Here is a 17,675-nt window from a genome sequence, read left to right on the forward strand (position 1 = left end):
GTGTCCAGCGCTGAATCCCGAGCCAATAGTTGGGACTATCCCTCCAACCTGAGGTGCTTGGGATGGAGAACTCCACCTTCCCGCGAGCGGCAGGTCCGCAACAGCGGGTGAATACCTACGGGCTACGTAACTAGTCGACTACGTACTCTGTGATATGGGACACCAGGCCGGGGACGTGCGTCACGAGTTGTTGCCGAGCGCTGCGGCGGCCCACAGACCAGCCTCGGTGCGTGAGTTGACGCTCAGCTTGGCCAGAATGTGCTCGACATGAGCCTCCACCGTGCGTGGCGAGAGGACCAGCTTGCCGGCGATTGCACGATTGCTCAGACCCTTCGCCAGCAGTGCCGCGACCTCCTTCTCCCGTGGCGTCAACAAGTCGACCGACGCCACCGTGTCCGTCTGGTCCAATGGAACGGCTGCGGCCCCGCCCAGCGCCAAGCGCATCCGCTGGCCGCGATTCAGTCGCCGGCCTGCGTCGTAGTGGCGGGCGAACAGTTCTTCCCCGAGTCGATTCTCGACGGCGGATCTGATCACCTGATAGCGTGCGCCCAGCATGCCCGGAACCTCGGTATCGACAATGGCCAGCAGTTCCCCGACGACGCCCAGCAGCTTCGCCGCCTTCTTGGGATCGCCCTCGTCGAGCGCGATGCCGGCCATCAGGTAGAGGACAACCGCACCGCCGAAGTCGTCGTGATAGTCCCATCGCAATGTCAGGCTCTGCTTGGCGTACTCCTCTGCGCCCTCGAGGTCCTGGCGCATCCACGCGTCGAAGCCCATCATCCACAGCGAATAGGAGCGGCCCCATGTTTCGCCCAGGGCCTCGCTTCGTTCGACGGCTTCCCGGCCGGCGTCGGTGGCGCCCTCATGGTCTCCGGAAAGGCTCCTGACGAATCCGAGTAGAAACAAGGTCATCAGCAGACCCTCGGCATCCGAGTGCTCCCGGTGTCGGCTGTAGGCCACCTCCAGAGATGTGCGGCAGACCGCCAAGTCCCCGGCGACCATGGCGGTCAAACCTTTCCATGTCGCGGCGCGTGCTCGTATGCGCGGATCGCCGATCTTCCCGGCGATCGTGTCGGCTTCGTCGAGAAACTCCCGCGCAATGCGCGTTTCACCGTGTAGCGCCTCAATCCACCCCGCCGCCCACAGTGCGTTGCCGCGCTCGGTGCCGGCGCCCGTGTCGCTGGCAAGGGCTCGCTCCAACCAGCGTCGACCTTCGCGGAGATGGCCGCTCATCCAGAAAATACGGAGGTCAGCGGCAAGCGCGAGGGCGCCATGAGAGTCCGGAACCGCCTGAAGCAGATTGTCGAAGGCCAACTCGAGGTTGGTGAAATCGGACTCCCACTGCCGGACGATGTCGGGTTGGCGCGGGCCGAAGAAGTTCTCGGCGGCCTGGGCCGCCCACCTTTGGTAGTACTCCGTGTGAGCACGCCGGGCGCGACCGAAGTCTTCGCTTGTCCCGGCTTGTCCCCGCGCGAACTCGCGCAGCGTTTCCAGGAACCGATAGCGCATGTCACCCTGCACTGTCTCGGTGAGGACGATCGACTTGGACACCAGGCCGTCGAGCGCGTCGAGCAAAATGGTCCCTTGCAGGGGCGAAAGCCCGCACACGGCGCGGATCGCCGGGAGATCGGAGCTGCCGCTGAATACCGCCATTCTTTCCCACAGCAGTCGCTCTGTCGGGGAGCACAGGTCGTAACTCCACCGCACCAGCGCGTCCAGGGATCGATGGTGCGGTACGGCGGTGGGGTCGCCGGATGTCAGCAGCGCGAACCGGTCGTCGATGTGGCCCAGCAGTTCGTGCACCGACAGTGACCGCAGTCGCACTGCGGCGAGCTCGATGGCCAACGGCATTCCATCCAGATAGGTGCACAGCTTCGCGATCGCCGCCGCAGTGCCCTCCGTGATTTCGAACTGATCATTGACGGCTCTGGCCCGGGCTTCCAGCATGGCCGCTGCCGGATACTCGGACAGTTCGTCCGCGGTCAGTCCGCGATGGATCGGGGGAATCTCCAACGGGCGGACGACGACCACGCGTTCGCCCCGGATTCCCAACGCTTCCCTGCTTGTTGCCAATACCCGCAGCTCACTGGAAGCGGCGAGGAGCGCGGACACCAGTCGTCGGCATCCGGGCAAGACGTGCTCACAATTGTCCAGTATCAGCAGCATCGAGCGGTCGGCCACATGCCGACCGAGCTGTTCTTCGGCATCCACATTGGCCAGGGCGCTCAGGCCGATCTGCGTCACCACGGCTTCGGCGACGGTATCCGAACTGCGTTGCGCGGCAAGCTCGACGAGCCATACGCCGTCCTGGAATGCCCGGTCGAGCGTGGCGGACAACGCGGCGGACAGTGCGGTTTTGCCGACACCGCCGGGTCCGGTAAGTGTCACGAGGCGACTGGAAGAAAGCAGTTCGCGTGCGCTCGCCAGCTCGCGTTGGCGCCCGAACAATTCGGTCGGTGGTGGCCCCAGTGTTCGAGCCCGAGGTCCCTGCTTGCCCATCTCGAGCAGTTTACTCCGGCGCCAGATCGGAGGTCATGGTTCCCGGTCCGGGCGTAGTCTCCGGATTGTTATTAGTCCCGGGTATCACCGGCTGCGTAGTGGAGGCTGCGGGCGACCCAGCTTGGAAATTCCACACCAGCGCAGCCATGCGTTTTCGGTCGAGCGGCGCGCCTCCTGCAATTGTGGAGCTGCTCCCCGAAGTGAGCTGTGCACGAGGTGACGTACGTAACCTGGCGAACGAATGCCCTCCAAGAAACCGGCGACCCAGATGGCTGACCGTCCGACACTGTCCGCGAGATATACGTGAAAGATCCTTGGCGGTGGCTGGTGCTCGAACGCTCGGATAACAATTGCGGCAATCACCCGGACCGATCGGTGCAGCAGAAGCTGCACCTGTCGTCCACCGAGAGATGCGCTGAGATCGCTCATCCACGACGGCGGGACGATGGCGGGTTCGGCGATCAACGCCTCGCAGATCCGCCCAGCTTTGTGTCGGTGTCGGTGTCGGGTGGTGACCGCTGCGCGTTCGGGGTTTATGCTCGTTGACCAGTGCGGACCGAATTTCGGTGTGGTGACGTAGTCCAATGACGCGCGCTGGCTGACGAGTGTCGGGAGGCCGTCGATGGATGGTTGGGCTATTCGCGATTTCGTGCGTGAGGATCTGGAATCGGTTGTGCGGCTGGATGCGACCTCTCCGTCGACCGCTGAGCGTCCGGTGTTCGCGATGTCGGACATGGTGACCGGTCTGTTGGGGCGGCATCCGGCGGTGGTGGCGGTGGCCGGTGATCGGGTGATCGGCGCCGCGGTCAGCCGGGTGGATGAGGATCGTGCCTGGATTCTGCGGATCTCTCTGGATCCGGAATGGCGGGGGCTGGGGTTGGGGAGTGCACTGATCGCCGAACTCGAGTACCGGTTGCTGGCGAAGGGGGTGCGGCGGGTGAGTGCTCTGCTGCCGGACGGGGAGACCGGTGCGGGCGCCTTGACCAACTCTGGGTTCACTGCGCGCGCGGGCATTACCTATTACGAGAAGGTCGGAACGGTGTCCCCACGGACTGCGGGAGTACTGGCCCGGCTCGGTGGGGCGGTCCCACCTGCGGGGTTGTGGCGGCAGGTCGCCGGGATGACCAGGGAGAAGACCTTGATCGAGCGGCGTATCGTGCTGCCGTTGTCGCGGTCGGTGCTCGCCGCCGAGCATGGGGTGGTGCCGCCGCGGGCGGTGGTGCTGTTCGGGCCGCCGGGGACGGGGAAGACCACATTTGCGCGGGCGATCGCGAGCCGGTTGGGGTGGCCGTTCGTGGAGTTGTTTCCGTCACGGTTGGCGTCGAATGGGGGCGGTTTGGCGGCGGGAATCGGGGAGATGTTCGGGTCGATGGCCGAACTCGATCATGTGGTCGTCTTCATTGACGAGGTGGAGGAGGTGGCGGCCCGGCGCCGGCCGGGGTCGGATTCGGTGGGAGTGGTGAACGAGTTGTTGAAGTCGATCGTGGGTTTCCGGGAGCGGGCGGGGCGGCTTCTGGTGTGCGCGACGAACTCGGTGCGTGACCTCGATGACGCATTCTTGCGGCATGGGCGGTTCGATTACGTGTTGCCGATCGGGGCACCGGATGAGCAGGCCCGGCATGCATTGTGGGAGCGGTATCTGGTGGGGGAGGAGGTGAATGTTCCGGCGTTGGTGGCCGCGTCGGCAGATTTTACTCCCGCGGATGTTGCGCATGCGGCACGTATGGTCGCGCAGACGACGTTCGAGTGCAGTATCGATACAGGGGAACGTTGTCACGCCGATACCGAGGACTATCTGGGGGTGATCGGTGCGATGCGTCCGACCCTGACCCCGGAAATGCTCGATGCGTTCACTGTGGACATTGCCCGCTTCGCTCGAAGCTGATGCTTCGACCACATGTGGTGCGAGCCAGCCGGCAGCCACAGGCTGAAGGGTCCGCTAGAGCTTGTAGGACCCGCGAAAATCGAGATTCCCGGCTTTCGACTCTCGACCTTGGTGTGCACGTGCAGGTCGGCGTAACCATCCTTGCCCTCGCGGAGCATTCGGGGACCGACGATTTCCTGCAGGACGTGTTCCTCCGCCGACTCGAACGACGTATCCGACGGGAGTTCGACCTCGAAACTGTGCTGGTCCACGAGTGTCCTTTCCTGGTACTTCCGCGGGCGAATGCCGGTCCCGTCTCGATGATATGGGTTCCTCGCCCGCGCGTCAGGGTTCCGAGGGCGTGCGCGTCCCGAATTCGAAGTTGAACTCCTGCGCCCGGAGATCGCGCGCGAGGTGATCACGTTGCTCGACGATCAGTCTCCGCAGGGCGCCCGGTGCGTCGGCGTTCGCTGCGAGCCAGGCGTCGGCCGCGTCGAGGGTCGTGTCCCGGGGGAACAAGCCGGTCACCACCCGGCGTGCCATCTCGATGCTCCGGTCCCGCCAAGTCGAATGCACTGCGGCGAAGTAATCCGCCGCGAACGGCGCGACGAGGTCACGGCGTGCTCCCGCGAGGAATCCGCTGATGGTGGCGTCGAGGTGATCGTTCGACAGTGAGTGGTCGTGGAAGATGGACGCCCAGGCCTCCGCCTTGACCGCAGCGTCCGGACGGGCCGACATCGCACGCAGGTATGCGGTGCGACCGGACCCGGTGTCGTCCCGCTGCCATTCGGCGTGCAGGTCGGTGTCATCAGCATGACCGTTGGCGGCGAGAGCGAGCCAGAACGCCCACCGCAGGTCGGGGTCGAGAGACAGTCCGGACGGCGGCGGTGCACTGCCATCGAGAATCGATCGAATATCCGCCGCCCGGCCTCCGTCGGTTGTCGCAACGGCGGCGACAGCGCGCGCCCAGGTGAGCTGGGCACCGGAATCACTGACGAACATTTCGTTCCAGGTGTGCTCGAGCCATCGCCTGCGGGCGTCCGCTCGGGCGGATTCGGGTAGGTAGTGCTCGATCGCGAAGGGCGCATTCGACAGCACCGAGGTCAGGAGAGCCGGGTTGGACTCCGTAGGCGAGAACCGCTGCGCCATGGCAAGATAGCGGGCTGCCTCCAGTTCACTGTCCCGCGTCGCATTCCAGAGGGACGACCAGATCAGCCCGCGTGCCAACGGGTCGCGAACCCGGTCGAGGGAGTTCTCCACCGTGGTCAGCGAGCGAGTGTCGAGGCGGACCTTCGCATACGTCAGATCGGCGTCGTTCGGTAGCACCAGCGGGGCATTTGAGAGGTCGACGGGAGTCCGCGACGTCATGATGTCGATTTCGGATCGCTCGGTGCACACCAGGTCGCCGGCTTCATCGAAGTCGTACATGCCGATCGCCAGCCGGTGCGGTCGGGGATCGGTCTGCGAAAGAGTCGCGCCGCCCCCGTCATTGCGCTCCAGGGCCAGAGTCGATACTCCGCTGGTCTGCAACCAGGCGGCGGCCCAGCTGGTCAAGTCGCGACCGGATGTGCCGGACAGCTCGGTCAGCAGATCGGCCAAGGTGGTGTTCCCGAAGGCATGGGCGCGGAAGTAGCGGCGAGCGCCCTCGAAGAAGGCGTCCCGACCCACGTAGGCCGCGAGCTGCTTCAGCACACTGGCGCCCTTGGCGTAGGTGATGCCGTCGAAATTGAGCTTCGCGGCTTCGAGGTCGACGATGTCGGCCACGATGGGATGGGTCGTCGGGAGCTGGTCCTGGAGATAAGCCCAGGCCTTGCGCCGGTTGGCGAACGCCACCCACGCCTGTGTCCACCGCGTCGCCTCGGCACTCGCGAGTGACCCCATGTAGTCGGCAAACGACTCCTTGAGCCACAAATCGTCCCACCACACCATGGTGACGAGGTCACCGAACCACATGTGCGCCATCTCGTGGAGGATCGTGTTGGCCCGGCCCTCGTACTGGGCATCGGTCGCCGACCCACGGAACACGTACGCCTCGGTGAAGGTGACGCAGCCCGGATTCTCCATGGCCCCGAGGTTGTACTCGGGCACGAAGACCTGGTCGTACTTACCCCACGGATACGGGAAGTCGAAGGCGTCGGCGAAGAAGTCCAAGCCCTGCTGAGTGATGTCGAAAATCGTGTCGGCGTCCAGATATCGTGCCAGGGATGCCCGGCACAGGACGCTCAGCGGAACTGTGAGGTTTCCTCTCTGCCAGGAGGATTCGACCCTGTGGTACGGACCGGCCACGACCGCGGTGATGTAGGTGGACAGGGGCAAGGTAGCTGCGAAGGTGACGACCTGGCCGTCGCTCACGGTGTCGCGACGGTCGACGTGCTGGTTGGAGATCACCTCCCAGCCCCGGGGTGCGGTGACGACGAAGGTGAACGAAGCCTTGAGGTCGGGTTGTTCGAAGCACGGGAAAACCCGGCGGGCGTCTGCCGGCTCGTACTGGGTGTACAGGTACGTCTGTCCGTCGGACGGGTCGACGAACCGGTGCAGACCCTCCCCGCTGCGCGAGTAGTCGCCCTGTGCGACCACGGTCACGACAGAGGATTCCCGTAGTCCGGTCAATGCGATACGTGCACCGTCGTACTGCACATCCACTGCGGTTCCGTCGACGGTCACCGACTCCACCCGGGCACCGATGAAGTCGAGCCAGGTCTCGGGGGAGTGCGAGGTGAATTCCACCGTGGTGGTGGTGCTGAAGGTGTCCACGCCGGGGTCGACGGCGGCGAGTAGGTCGAGCTCCACTCGGTACCGGAGCACCTCGATCGACCGGCTGCGTTCAGCTGTTTCGGCCCGGGACAGGTTCGCGGTACTCACGGCGTCGATACTGCCAGGCGGAGAGGGCTCGCGGAGAGAGACGGTGCGACGGCCGGGCGACCACGTGAGGGCGGTACCCGATAATGGCCCCATGCGGTCGCGGAGGAAGATCCTGGATGCCACGCTCGAGTTGATCAGAAGTGACGGCTTCGACGGGGTCACCATCGCGGCGGTGGCTCAGGCCGCGGGCGTCACGCGGCAAACCGTCTACTCCATCTTCGGGTCACGCGAGGAACTGGTGTCGCAGGCGATCGCCGGTCTTGCGGTGGAGGTGGTGGGCGGCATCCGTTCCCGCTTGGACGCCACCGACACGCCCTTCGAGCTCGTCGTCGAGCTTGTCGTCGCCAGTCGGGCTGCGGTGCACGCGGACCCGGTCCTCGCGGCACTGCTCCAGGCCGAGCAGGGAAACCCTCTTTTCGACGCGGGAATGATGCGTCGCGCCAAACCCGTTGCACGCGAGTTGCTCTCACCCCTCGTTGATCGCTACCCCGACACGCAGACGTACCTGGACGACATCGTCGAAATTCTGGTTCGCCTGGGACTCTCGGTCATCATGTTCGACGACGAAGCCGTTCACGCCGACGACGACCTGCGCAGGTTTCTCACCCGCTGGCTACTGCCGGCGATGCCCTTCGGCTCGTGACGACCCGGCGCGGTGTGCGCCCCAGGTTCCGCCTTTCGAACAAACGAGTTTCTTGACACATCTTCGATCGAGTGTCTAGTTTTGACCTCGCCTGAGGGATTGCTTCGGGCGCTCTGCCCGCAAAGTGCGTCCGGTTGGCCGGCTCACGCGTGATGTGACCACGTCGACCTGTCTTGTCATCTCGCCGAGTACGTCTTCACCGAGAGCTGGGGGAAAGCTGTGTCTGCACTCAATCGCCGGTCCTTTCTGACGGGCGCGGCCGCCGCGGGAATTGCGTTGGCGAGCCCGCGTGTTGCCCAGGCCGGCGTCGGTCGCGAGGACCGTGGTGCGCGAACCTCGGTCACCCGCGAAAGTCATCGGGTCATCGTCGTCGGATCCGGATTCGGGGGTGGTGTCGCAGCTCTTCGTCTTGCCGAGGCGGGCGTGCCGGTACTCGTGCTCGAACGCGGAATGCGTTGGCCCACAGGGCCCAATGCGGAGACTTTTCCGCGGGCTACAGCTCCGGACAAACGGATCCTCTGGTACGAATCCAGCCCACAGCTCTTCGGCACGCCGGTGGCGATGGAGCCGCACGCAGGTCTCCTCGAGGCGGTGCTCGGTGAGAACATGACCGCACTGTGCGCTGCGGGAGTCGGCGGCGGATCCTTGGTATATCAAGGGATGACGCTGCAGCCGGCCGAGGCCGTCTTCAACACTCATTTCCCGGAGGCGCTCGACTGGGTGAGCATGGACAGGATTCACTATCCGCGGGTCGCTCGCATGCTGAAACTCGCGGTCGCTCCCGACGAACTGGTCGCCAGCCCGAACTACCGAGCTGCAAGGGTATTCGAGCAGAACGTCACGCGCGCCGGTCTTCCCGTGGCGAAAATTCCGATGCCGATCGACTGGAACTACGCCCTCGACGAGGTCCACGGGCGCGTGAAAGCGTCGTATACCAATGGCGACGGCGCTCTCGGCGTGAACAACGGCGGTAAACACTCGGTCGACGTCACGTACATCGCCGCCGCCGAGGCGACCGGGCGCGTGACAGTGGAGATCCTGCACCAGGTCACCGACGTCGAGCGGGCCAAGGATGGCCGATGGATCGTGCACGTCGACCGGATCGACTCGTCCGGCAGAGTCCTCGAGAAGAAGATACTCATGACGACCGCTCTGGTGATGGCCGCCGGCAGTGTGAACACCACCAAGCTGCTGGTGCGGGCGTCGGCAAAGGGACAGATTCCGGACCTACCCGACCAATTGGGCGCCGGTTGGGGTACCAATGCCGACCGAATCTATGTGTGGACAAGCCTCGAAGAGGAATTCGGCGCTCCGCAGGGCGGCCCGGTGGTCTACGGCAGTCTGAACTGGGACGACCCCTCGTCCGCTCACACGGTCATCCAGGCGTCGATACCACCGCTCTCCTTCGACGCCCGCAGCACCATGCTCGTCGGGTACGGCGTCAGTGAGGGCCGTGGCAGCATTGCCTACGACTCGGCGAATGACGGCGCTGTATTGCGTTGGCCGAAGGAAGGTGACGCAGTCATTCAGCAGGGTCATATCGATCCGACCGTGCGAAGAATCGCCGGACCGGGAAGCATACTCACGGATACAAATTCGGGATTCCCCTCCACCTGGCATCCGCTGGGCGGTGCCTGCATGGGCGCGGTGTGCGACCTCGAAGGCCGCGTGCACGGCCAGCGCGGGCTGTACGTGCTCGACGGTGCCCTGATGCCCGGCAACACCGCCGCGTGCAACCCGTCGATGACGATCGCCGCTGTGGCCGAGCGCGCATTGGACCGCATTGTCGCTGCCGACGTCGGGACCCTGATATGAACTGGACGCGGAGAGGAACTACCTGTTACTCAGCACCGACCCGATGCCGGCGGCGACGACGAGCGCGATCGCGGCCAGCGTCTGCAGTCCCAGTACCTGCCCGAGGACGAGAACCCCGGCGAGCGTGGCAGCAGCCGGCTCGAGCGCGATGAGGATGGCGAACACCTTCTTGCTCATCACCTGTAGCGCCCGCAGTTCGAGAGTGTACGGAATGACCGAAGACAGCAGAGCCACCGCGGCGCCCACCGCCAGAGTGCGGGGATCGAACAGTGCTGTCCCGCCTGAAATCACACCGAGAGGCAGCGTGAGCACCGCAGCGACGATGCTGGCACCGGCCAGGCCGTCAGCGCTCGGAACCGTCGCCGCCAAGTGGGAACCGGCGATGATGTAGCCCGCCCACGCCGCCCCCGCAATGAGGGCGAACGCAACACCGACGGCGTCCAGCGCCTCGGTGCCCGTGTCCCGCAATCCGAGGATCGACACTCCCGCGAGAGCCGCCAGCACCCACACGCCGTCGCGGAGTCGTCGCGACAAGACGGCGGCCAGGGTGAGCGGCCCCAGGAACTCGATGGTGACGGTGGTGCCCAACGGTAGCCGCGCCAGCGCCTCGTAGAAGGCCGAATTCATCACTGCGAGAGCAAGTCCCAGGGCGATAATGCCCTCTCGTTGCGGTCGCGTCCACCGATGCCATCGTGGACGGACCAGAATGCCGAGGATGAGCGCGGCGACGGTGAGCCGCAGTGCCACGGCGCCCGACGCGCCCACCGTGTCGAACAAGGTGCTCCCGAAGGCGGCGCCGAACTGGACGGACAACACCGATCCGAGGACCGACAGGACAGGGACGAGCCGGCTGGGGGACGTTCCGGTCACGGGCGCTGTGTTTCCGCCGCAGCGGTGCGGTGAACCTGTCTTACGGCCGGGGCGGAACCGATTCACTGCCCCGTGAAGTTCGGTGTCCGGCGATCGAGCATCGCCCCGACGGCTTCGTGGTGGTCGGCAGTGTGGTGTGCGAGCGCTTGCATCGCCGCCGAGAGTTCGAGCAGGCTTTCGAGGCTGTGTTGACGTCCCTCGCGGAGCAGCTTCTTGGTCATCCGGAGCACCTGAGGTGGGTTGACCGCCACCCGGTCGGCCAGCGCGCGCGCCGCCGGCAGCAACTGGTCGGGCTCGGTCACCTGGGAGACGAGTCCCCACTCGAGGGCTTTGGCGGCGTCGATCGCGTCACCGGTGAACGCCATCTCGCTGGCGCGCGCCATGCCGATGGCCTGCGGAAGAAACCAGGCGCCCCCGTCGCCCGGAACGAGGCCGACCTTGACGAAGCTCTCCGCGAAGACGGCGGCGGTGGAGGCGATCCGCATGTCACACATCAACGAGAGGTCGCAACCCGCACCGATTGCCGGCCCGTTGACGGCGGCAATGGTCGGTACCTCGCAGTGATACAGGGCGAGGGGGATGCGCTGGATACCGTGGCGGTAGCCCTGCCTGATTTCGGCGGGGGAGCCGCCGAACATTCCTTCGCGGTTCTGCATGTGCTTGACGTTGCCGCCGGAAGAGAACGCCGAACCGGAACCGGTGATGATGGCGGCGCGCACGCTGGGGTCACCGTTGACCTCGGCCACCGCGTTCTCGAGCGCCTCGATCACGTCGGGCTCGGAAATCGGGTTGCGGGCCTCGGGACGATTGAGCGTCCACGTGATGATGTCGCCATCGCGGGTGGTGAGCACAGCGTCGGTCATGTACGGCTCCCTCTGGGTGTGCGGGTTTCGGATCAGAGCCAAGTCTTGCATTCCGGCTAGATGCCGGCCCGCCGCACCAACGCGTCGGTGAGGGTCGGCGCGAAGAAGCCCAGAACTCGGAACAGCTCCCCGTACCCCGGAAGCAACTCCACCGGCCGCGTCCGGACGGCGGTGACGAACCATTCGGCCGCCTGCTCCGGGGACAACGCCGCCATCGAGTCGTAGTCCGCGGTCGGGGCGATCATCGGCGTCCGCACCAGAGGCAGGTCGAGGGTGGTCACGGCGATGCCGCGATCGCGAAGTTCGGCCCCGAGGCTGCGGCCGAACGCGCCGACCGCCGCCTTCGACGCGTGGTAGGCGGAGAACTTGGGCATCACACCCGCGGGCACGCCCCACGTGGCCACGTTGATGATGTGGCCGTCGCGGCGCTCGAGCATCGACGGAAGCAACGCGAGAGTGAGCCGGGTCGAACCGAAGTAGTTGATCGCCATGGTGCGCTCGTAGTCGTGGAAGCGGTCGAGCGAATCTTCGACCGTCCGCCGGATCGAGCGTCCGGCGTTGTTGACGAGGACGTCGACAGGGCCGATATCGCCGAGCACCCGGGACACCATGGCGTCGATCGAGTCGGGGTCGGTCAGATCGCAGGGAACGGCGTGCGCGTCGCACCCTGCACGCAGGATGTCGTCGCGGACGGCTTCGAGGGCTTCGGCGCCTCGGGCGACGAGCACGACCTCCGCCCCGAGATGTGCCAGTCGGCGTGCCGCGGCCTCGCCGACACCCGACGAACCCCCGGTGACCAGGATGCGCTTCCCGGCTACCCGATGTCCCGACTTCGGTACGAGGCGCGTCGCGAGTGTCCGCGGCGAGGGGAGAGGATTCAGTGCCGCCTGGGTGAGCAACTGTCGGATCACGTCCCCAGCGTGGCAGCAGACTGCCCGCAATGCACCCGGCGACACGGCAAGGACGAAAACAATCAATCGTGCTTGCTTTTTAATGGGGCTGGTGTGATGCTGGTCGCATGGCCGAACTGCAGAGGTTCATCGATGACGTGTGTGCCGAGAGCGAAGCGTTGGATGCGCTGGTCGCAGACCTCCCGGACTCCCGATGGGCAGACCCCACACCCGCGGAGGGATGGACGATCGCCCACCAGATCGGGCATCTGCTCTGGACCGACCGAGCCGCTCTGCTGGCGATCACCGACCCCGACGCCTTCACCACGCAGCTGGCGGTCGCCGCGGCAGACCCGGCAGGTTTCGTCGACGCCGGTGCCCGCGAATTCGCGAGCCTCCCGCCGGCGCGGCTCCTCGAGGACTGGCGGACGACCCGTGCACAGCTCGCCGACGCTCTGGCCGCGGTGCCGCCCGACCAGAAAATCCTGTGGTACGGACCGCCGATGAAGGCGGCGTCCATGGCGACGGCCCGCTTGATGGAGACCTGGGCGCACGGCCAGGACGTGGCCGACGCTCTAGGAGTGACACGGACACCCACGGCGAGGCTGAGAAGCATCGCCCACCTCGGTGTTCGCACCCGTGACTTCGCCTACGCCGTCAACGAGCTTCCTGCGCCGTCCGAGGAATTCCGCGTCGAACTAACCCCGCCCGGTGGTTCGTCTTCGTGGACATGGGGACCCGAGGACGCCGCCCAGCGGGTGACCGGACCGGCGGAAGACTTCTGCTTGCTCGTCACCCAGCGTGCGAATCGGGCAGACCTCGAGCTCGTCGCGACCGGGCCGGACGCCGACCAATGGCTGAACATCGCACAGGCTTTCGCGGGACCCGCCGGCGGGGGACGGGAGGCGGGGTCGCGATGACGGTGCGGATCGGCAACTGTTCCGGCTTCTACGGTGACCGCCTGTCGGCGATGCGCGAGATGCTCGAGGACGGCGAACTCGACTACCTGACCGGTGACTATCTCGCCGAGCTGACCATGTTGATCCTCGGCCGTGACCGCATGAAGGACCCCGACCGGGGATACGCCAAAACGTTTCTCCGCCAAGCTGAAGACTGCCTCGGACTGGCCCTGGACAAGGGCGTCCGCATCGTCGCCAACGCAGGTGGCCTCAATCCCGCAGGTCTGGCCGCGGCGCTGCGCGCAGTGAACGACACGCTGGGGCTGCAGGCAAGGATCGCTCACGTCGAGGGTGACGACTTGATCGGGCGGGCCGCGGAACTCGGACTGGGCAGTCCGCTGACCGCCAATGCCTACCTCGGAGCGTGGGGAATCGTCGAATGCCTGAACGCCGGGGCCGACGTGGTGGTCACCGGCCGTGTCACCGACGCCTCGGTGATCGTGGGACCGGCGGCTGCGCACTTCGGGTGGCAACGGGGCGACTTCGATCAGCTGGCGGGTGCGGTGGTGGCGGGTCACGTCATCGAGTGCGGCACCCAGGCCACCGGGGGCAACTACGCATTCTTCACCGAGATCGCCGACCTCGACCGGCCCGGGTTTCCGATCGCCGAGATCGACGCGGACGGATCCTCGGTCATCACCAAGCACCCCGGAACGGGCGGGGCGGTGACTGCCGGAACCGTGACCGCGCAGCTGCTGTACGAGATCACGGGCGGCCGGTACGCCGGACCCGACGTGACGGCCCGCATCGACACCGCCGAGCTGTCCGACGACGGTGCCGATCGTGTCCGCATCAGCGGGGTCACGGGTGAGCCGCCGCCGCCTCGGCTGAAAGTCTCGTTGAACACGCTGGCCGGATTCCGGAACGAGGCAGTGTTCGTCCTGACCGGCCTCGACATCGAGGCCAAGGCGGCGCTGGTGCGGAGACAACTCGAGAGTGGGATGACCACCCGTCCGGCCGAACTGGAGTGGTCGCTCGCTCGCACCGACCACCCGGACGCTGATACCGAGGAAGCCGCGAGCGCGCTGCTGCGGTGTGTGGTTCGCGATTCCGACGCCGCCGCGGTGGGTCGCAGCTTCTCCTCGCTCGCAGTCGAACTCGCACTCGCCAGCTATCCCGGCTTCACGCTCACCGCTCCACCCGGGCAGGGGCAGCCCTATGGGGTGTTCACGCCCGGGTACGTGCACGCCAAGGAAGTTCCGCACGTCGCGGTACTGCCGGACGGCGCCCGCGTCGACATCGAGCCGTCTCCCGAGGTGCGTGAACTCGAGGACGTCGACGATCCGGTACTTCCGGGGCCACCGGCCGGTGGCCCGACGACGCGCTGCCCCCTCGGCACCATTGCCGGTGCCCGCAGCGGCGACAAGGGCGGGAACGCCAACGTCGGTGTGTGGGTCCGTACCGACGAACAGTGGCGGTGGCTGGTCCACACCCTGACAGTCGACGAAGTGAAACGACTCCTTCCGGAGGCTACCGACCTCCCCGTCACGCGGTACGTGCTGCCGAAATTGCGCGCCGTCAACTTCGTCATCGAGGGAATTCTCGGGCAGGGCGTGGCGTCCCAGGCCCGATTCGACCCGCAGGCCAAGGGTCTCGGTGAATGGCTGCGATCGAGGCACGTCGATATTCCGAAGGCACTCCTCCCCGAAGGGACAAGTTCGTGAACGTGTGGGACACACCGGAACGGCAGGAGCTGCGCAAGACCGTGCGCGGTTTCGTCGAGAGACAGATACTTCCGCACCTCGCGGACTGGGAGCGTGACGGTGAGATTCCGCGCGCACTGCACCGTGAGGCAGCCGAACTGGGGCTGATGGGCGCCGGATTCCCGGAGTCCGTCGGCGGCGAGGGCGGGGATCTGGTAGACGCGGTCCTCATCTGCGAGGAGATGCACCAGGCCGGCGCGTCGGGTGGTCTGTTCGCGTCTCTGTTCACCTCGGGCATCGCCCTGCCGCACCTGGTAGCGGCCGGTGACCCGGAGCAGATCGAGAAGTGGGTGCGGCCCACCCTGCGCGGTGACCTCATCGGCTCGCTCGCCATCACGGAACCGGGCGGCGGCTCCGACGTCGGACACCTGCGGACCACCGCGGTGCGCGACGGCGACCACTTCGTCGTCAACGGTTCCAAAACCTTCATCACCTCCGCGTGCCGCGCCGACTTCGTGGTCACCGCGGTACGCACCGGCGGACCCGGCGCCGCCGGTGTGTCCCTCCTCGTGATCGAGAAGGGAACACCCGGTTTCGAGGTGGCCCGCAAGCTCGACAAGATGGGATGGCGCGCCTCCGACACCGCGGAGTTGTCGTTCGTCGACGCGCGTGTGCCGGTCGCCAACCTCGTCGGCGCCGAGAACAGCGGGTTCTCACAGATCGCCCAGGCATTTCTCACCGAACGCATCGCGCTTGCCGCCCAGGCGTATTCGAGTGCGCAGCGGTGCCTGGATCTCACATTGGCGTGGGTCCGCGACCGCGAAACATTCGGGCGGCCACTGATCAGCAGGCAGGCAGTGCAGAACACGGTCACGGAAATGGCCCGGAAGATCGATGTTGCCCGGGTGTACACCCGGACTCTGGTCGAGCGGTCGCTCGAGTCGAACGAGGACTTCATCGCGGAGGTGTGTTTCGCGAAGAACACCGCGGTGGAGTCGGGCGAATGGGTGGCCAACCAGGCTGTTCAGCTGTTCGGCGGGCTCGGTTACATGCGTGAGAGCGAAGTGGAGCGGCAGTACCGCGACATGCGGATTCTGGGAATCGGCGGGGGCACCACGGAGATACTGACCGGGCTTGCCGCCAAGCGATTGGGGTATCAGGCATGACGACGCTGAAGTCGACTCTCGACACCGGCTCGGACGAGTACGCGGCCGCGGCGAAAGCCATGACCGACAAACTCGCCGAGATCGACACCGAACACGCCAAGGCGCTCGCCGGTGGCGGGGAGAAGTACACCGAACGGCACAAGAAGCGCGGAAAGCTTCTCGCCCGCGAGCGCATCGAATTGCTGCTGGACCCCGACTCGCCCTTCCTCGAGTTGTGCCCGCTGGCGGCGTGGGGCAGCGAGTTCCCGGTCGGTGCCAGCACCGTAGTTGGGATCGGGGTAGTCGAGGGTGTCGAGTGCCTGATCGTGGCCAACGACCCGACGGTCCGCGGCGGCACGAGCAACCCATGGACACTTCGGAAAGGGTTCCGCGCCAACGACATCGCGCGGCAGAACCGGCTCCCGGTCATTTCACTGGTGGAGTCGGGCGGCGCCGACCTCCCCACCCAGAAGGAAGTGTTCATTCCCGGCGGTCGCATGTTCCGCGACCTCACCCAGCTGTCCGCGGCGGGCATCCCGACCATCGCCCTCGTCTTCGGGAACTCGACCGCCGGTGGCGCGTACATCCCGGGCATGTCCGACCACGTCGTGATGATCAAGGAACGGTCCAAGGTGTTCCTCGCCGGACCGCCCCTCGTGAAGATGGCCACCGGTGAGGAGTCGGACGACGAAACCCTCGGCGGCGCCGAAATGCACGCCCGCAAGTCCGGTCTCGCCGACTACTTCGCCGTCGACGAGCAGGACGCGATCCGGATCGGCCGCAGCATCGTCAAGCGACTGAACTGGAAGAAGCAGGGTCCCGCGCCCCGGGCCGACGTCATCGAACCGCTCGCGGACCCGGAGGAGCTGCTCGGCATCGTCCCCGCCGACCTCAAGATCCCGTTCGATCCCCGAGAGGTGATCGCCCGCATCGTCGACGGCTCCGACTTCGACGAGTTCAAGCCGATGTACGGATCGTCACTCGTCACCGGCTGGGCCGAACTGCACGGGTATCCGATCGGCATCCTCGCCAACGCGCGCGGTGTTCTCTTCAGCGAGGAGTCGCAGAAGGCCACCCAGTTCATCCAGCTGGCCAACCGCTCGAACACCCCGCTGCTGTTCCTGCACAACACCACCGGATACATGGTGGGTAGGGAGTACGAGGAGGGCGGGATGATCAAGCACGGTTCGATGATGATCAACGCGGTCTCCAACTCCACCGTCCCGCACATCTCGATCCTCCTCGGGGCGTCGTACGGGGCCGGGCACTACGGCATGTGCGGACGCGCATTCGACCCGCGATTCCTGTTCGCCTGGCCCAGTTCCAAGTCGGCCGTCATGGGCGGTGCGCAGTTGGCGGGCGTCATCTCCATCGTCAGCCGGGCGTCGGCCGAAGCGCGCGGCCAGGCCTTCGACGAAGAGGCCGACGCCGGCATGCGGGCCATGATCGAGAACCAGATCGAGGCCGAATCGATCCCGATGTTCCTGTCCGGCCGCCTGTACGACGACGGTGTGATCGATCCCCGCGACACCCGAACCGTGGTGGGAATGTGCCTGTCGGCCATTGCCAACGCCCCGATCGAAGGCGCCGAGAACTTCGGCGTCTTCCGGATGTGAGGCAGC

Annotated in this window: 12 protein-coding genes; 7 read left to right on the forward strand and 5 right to left on the reverse strand. The window is 66.1% G+C overall.

Annotation, left to right across the window (positions count from 1 at the left end; all coding sequences use genetic code 11):
• Positions 1 to 180: 180 nt before the first annotated feature.
• Positions 181 to 2,388, reverse strand: a complete 2,208-nt coding sequence (locus ACH49N_RS17755) for a LuxR C-terminal-related transcriptional regulator (RefSeq protein ID WP_358273385.1) — start codon at positions 2,386 to 2,388, stop codon at positions 181 to 183.
• Between the two features lie 733 nt (positions 2,389 to 3,121).
• On the opposite strand from ACH49N_RS17755, the gene ACH49N_RS17760 reads away from it, so the two are divergent.
• Entirely contained in the window at positions 3,122 to 4,384 is a 1,263-nt protein-coding gene (locus ACH49N_RS17760) for a GNAT family N-acetyltransferase (RefSeq protein WP_358273383.1), read from the forward strand.
• Between the two features lie 324 nt (positions 4,385 to 4,708).
• Here the strand turns inward: ACH49N_RS17760 and pepN are convergent, their stop codons facing one another.
• A complete protein-coding gene (pepN, locus tag ACH49N_RS17765; protein ID WP_358273382.1) occupies positions 4,709 to 7,225 on the reverse strand; it encodes an aminopeptidase N in 2,517 nt (838 codons plus the stop codon).
• 91 nt (positions 7,226 to 7,316) lie between these two features.
• Here pepN and ACH49N_RS17770 point away from each other — a divergent pair, with 91 nt between their 5' ends.
• Both ACH49N_RS17770 and ACH49N_RS17775 read left to right on the forward strand, forming a co-directional pair.
• Positions 7,317 to 7,868 carry a TetR/AcrR family transcriptional regulator gene (locus ACH49N_RS17770; protein WP_159920423.1) on the forward strand — a complete coding sequence of 184 codons (552 nt, stop codon included), beginning with the start codon at positions 7,317 to 7,319 and terminating at the stop codon, positions 7,866 to 7,868.
• Between the two features lie 219 nt (positions 7,869 to 8,087).
• Entirely contained in the window at positions 8,088 to 9,683 is a 1,596-nt protein-coding gene (locus tag ACH49N_RS17775; protein ID WP_358273381.1) for a GMC oxidoreductase, read from the forward strand.
• Between the two features lie 18 nt (positions 9,684 to 9,701).
• On the opposite strand, the gene ACH49N_RS17780 is transcribed toward ACH49N_RS17775, so the two are convergent.
• The 3 genes from ACH49N_RS17780 to ACH49N_RS17790 form a co-directional block, all read right to left on the reverse strand.
• Positions 9,702 to 10,553, reverse strand: a complete 852-nt coding sequence (locus ACH49N_RS17780) for an EamA family transporter (RefSeq protein ID WP_358273379.1) — start codon at positions 10,551 to 10,553, stop codon at positions 9,702 to 9,704.
• A gap of 62 nt (positions 10,554 to 10,615) precedes the next feature.
• Complete coding sequence (locus tag ACH49N_RS17785; protein WP_159920429.1) at positions 10,616 to 11,416, reverse strand: crotonase/enoyl-CoA hydratase family protein; 801 nt, start codon at positions 11,414 to 11,416, stop codon at positions 10,616 to 10,618.
• Positions 11,417 to 11,472: 56 nt separating this feature from the next.
• On the reverse strand, positions 11,473 to 12,315 hold the full coding sequence (locus ACH49N_RS17790) for an SDR family oxidoreductase (protein WP_159926986.1): 843 nt from the start codon (positions 12,313 to 12,315) through the stop codon (positions 11,473 to 11,475).
• Between the two features lie 119 nt (positions 12,316 to 12,434).
• Here ACH49N_RS17790 and ACH49N_RS17795 point away from each other — a divergent pair, with 119 nt between their 5' ends.
• From ACH49N_RS17795 to ACH49N_RS17810, 4 genes are read left to right on the forward strand one after another with little or no spacing between them, the layout of a single operon-like run.
• Positions 12,435 to 13,226, forward strand: coding sequence for a TIGR03084 family metal-binding protein (locus ACH49N_RS17795; RefSeq protein ID WP_358273377.1), 792 nt, complete (start codon positions 12,435 to 12,437; stop codon positions 13,224 to 13,226).
• On the forward strand, positions 13,223 to 14,929 hold the full coding sequence (locus tag ACH49N_RS17800; protein ID WP_358273375.1) for an acyclic terpene utilization AtuA family protein: 1,707 nt from the start codon (positions 13,223 to 13,225) through the stop codon (positions 14,927 to 14,929). Before ACH49N_RS17795 ends, ACH49N_RS17800 begins: the two co-directional genes overlap by 4 nt.
• The gene (locus ACH49N_RS17805) at positions 14,926 to 16,074 is read left to right on the forward strand and encodes an acyl-CoA dehydrogenase family protein (protein ID WP_358273373.1); all 1,149 of its coding nucleotides are present in this window, start codon (positions 14,926 to 14,928) and stop codon (positions 16,072 to 16,074) included. The genes ACH49N_RS17800 and ACH49N_RS17805 overlap by 4 nt, the downstream gene beginning before the upstream one ends.
• Positions 16,071 to 17,669, forward strand: coding sequence for a carboxyl transferase domain-containing protein (locus ACH49N_RS17810; protein WP_358273371.1), 1,599 nt, complete (start codon positions 16,071 to 16,073; stop codon positions 17,667 to 17,669). The genes ACH49N_RS17805 and ACH49N_RS17810 overlap by 4 nt, the downstream gene beginning before the upstream one ends.
• Positions 17,670 to 17,675 lie beyond the last annotated feature (6 nt).

It is taken from the genome of Rhodococcus sp. NPDC019647 (assembly GCF_044389235.1).
GTDB classification, from domain to species: domain Bacteria; phylum Actinomycetota; class Actinomycetes; order Mycobacteriales; family Mycobacteriaceae; genus Rhodococcus_F; species Rhodococcus_F oxybenzonivorans.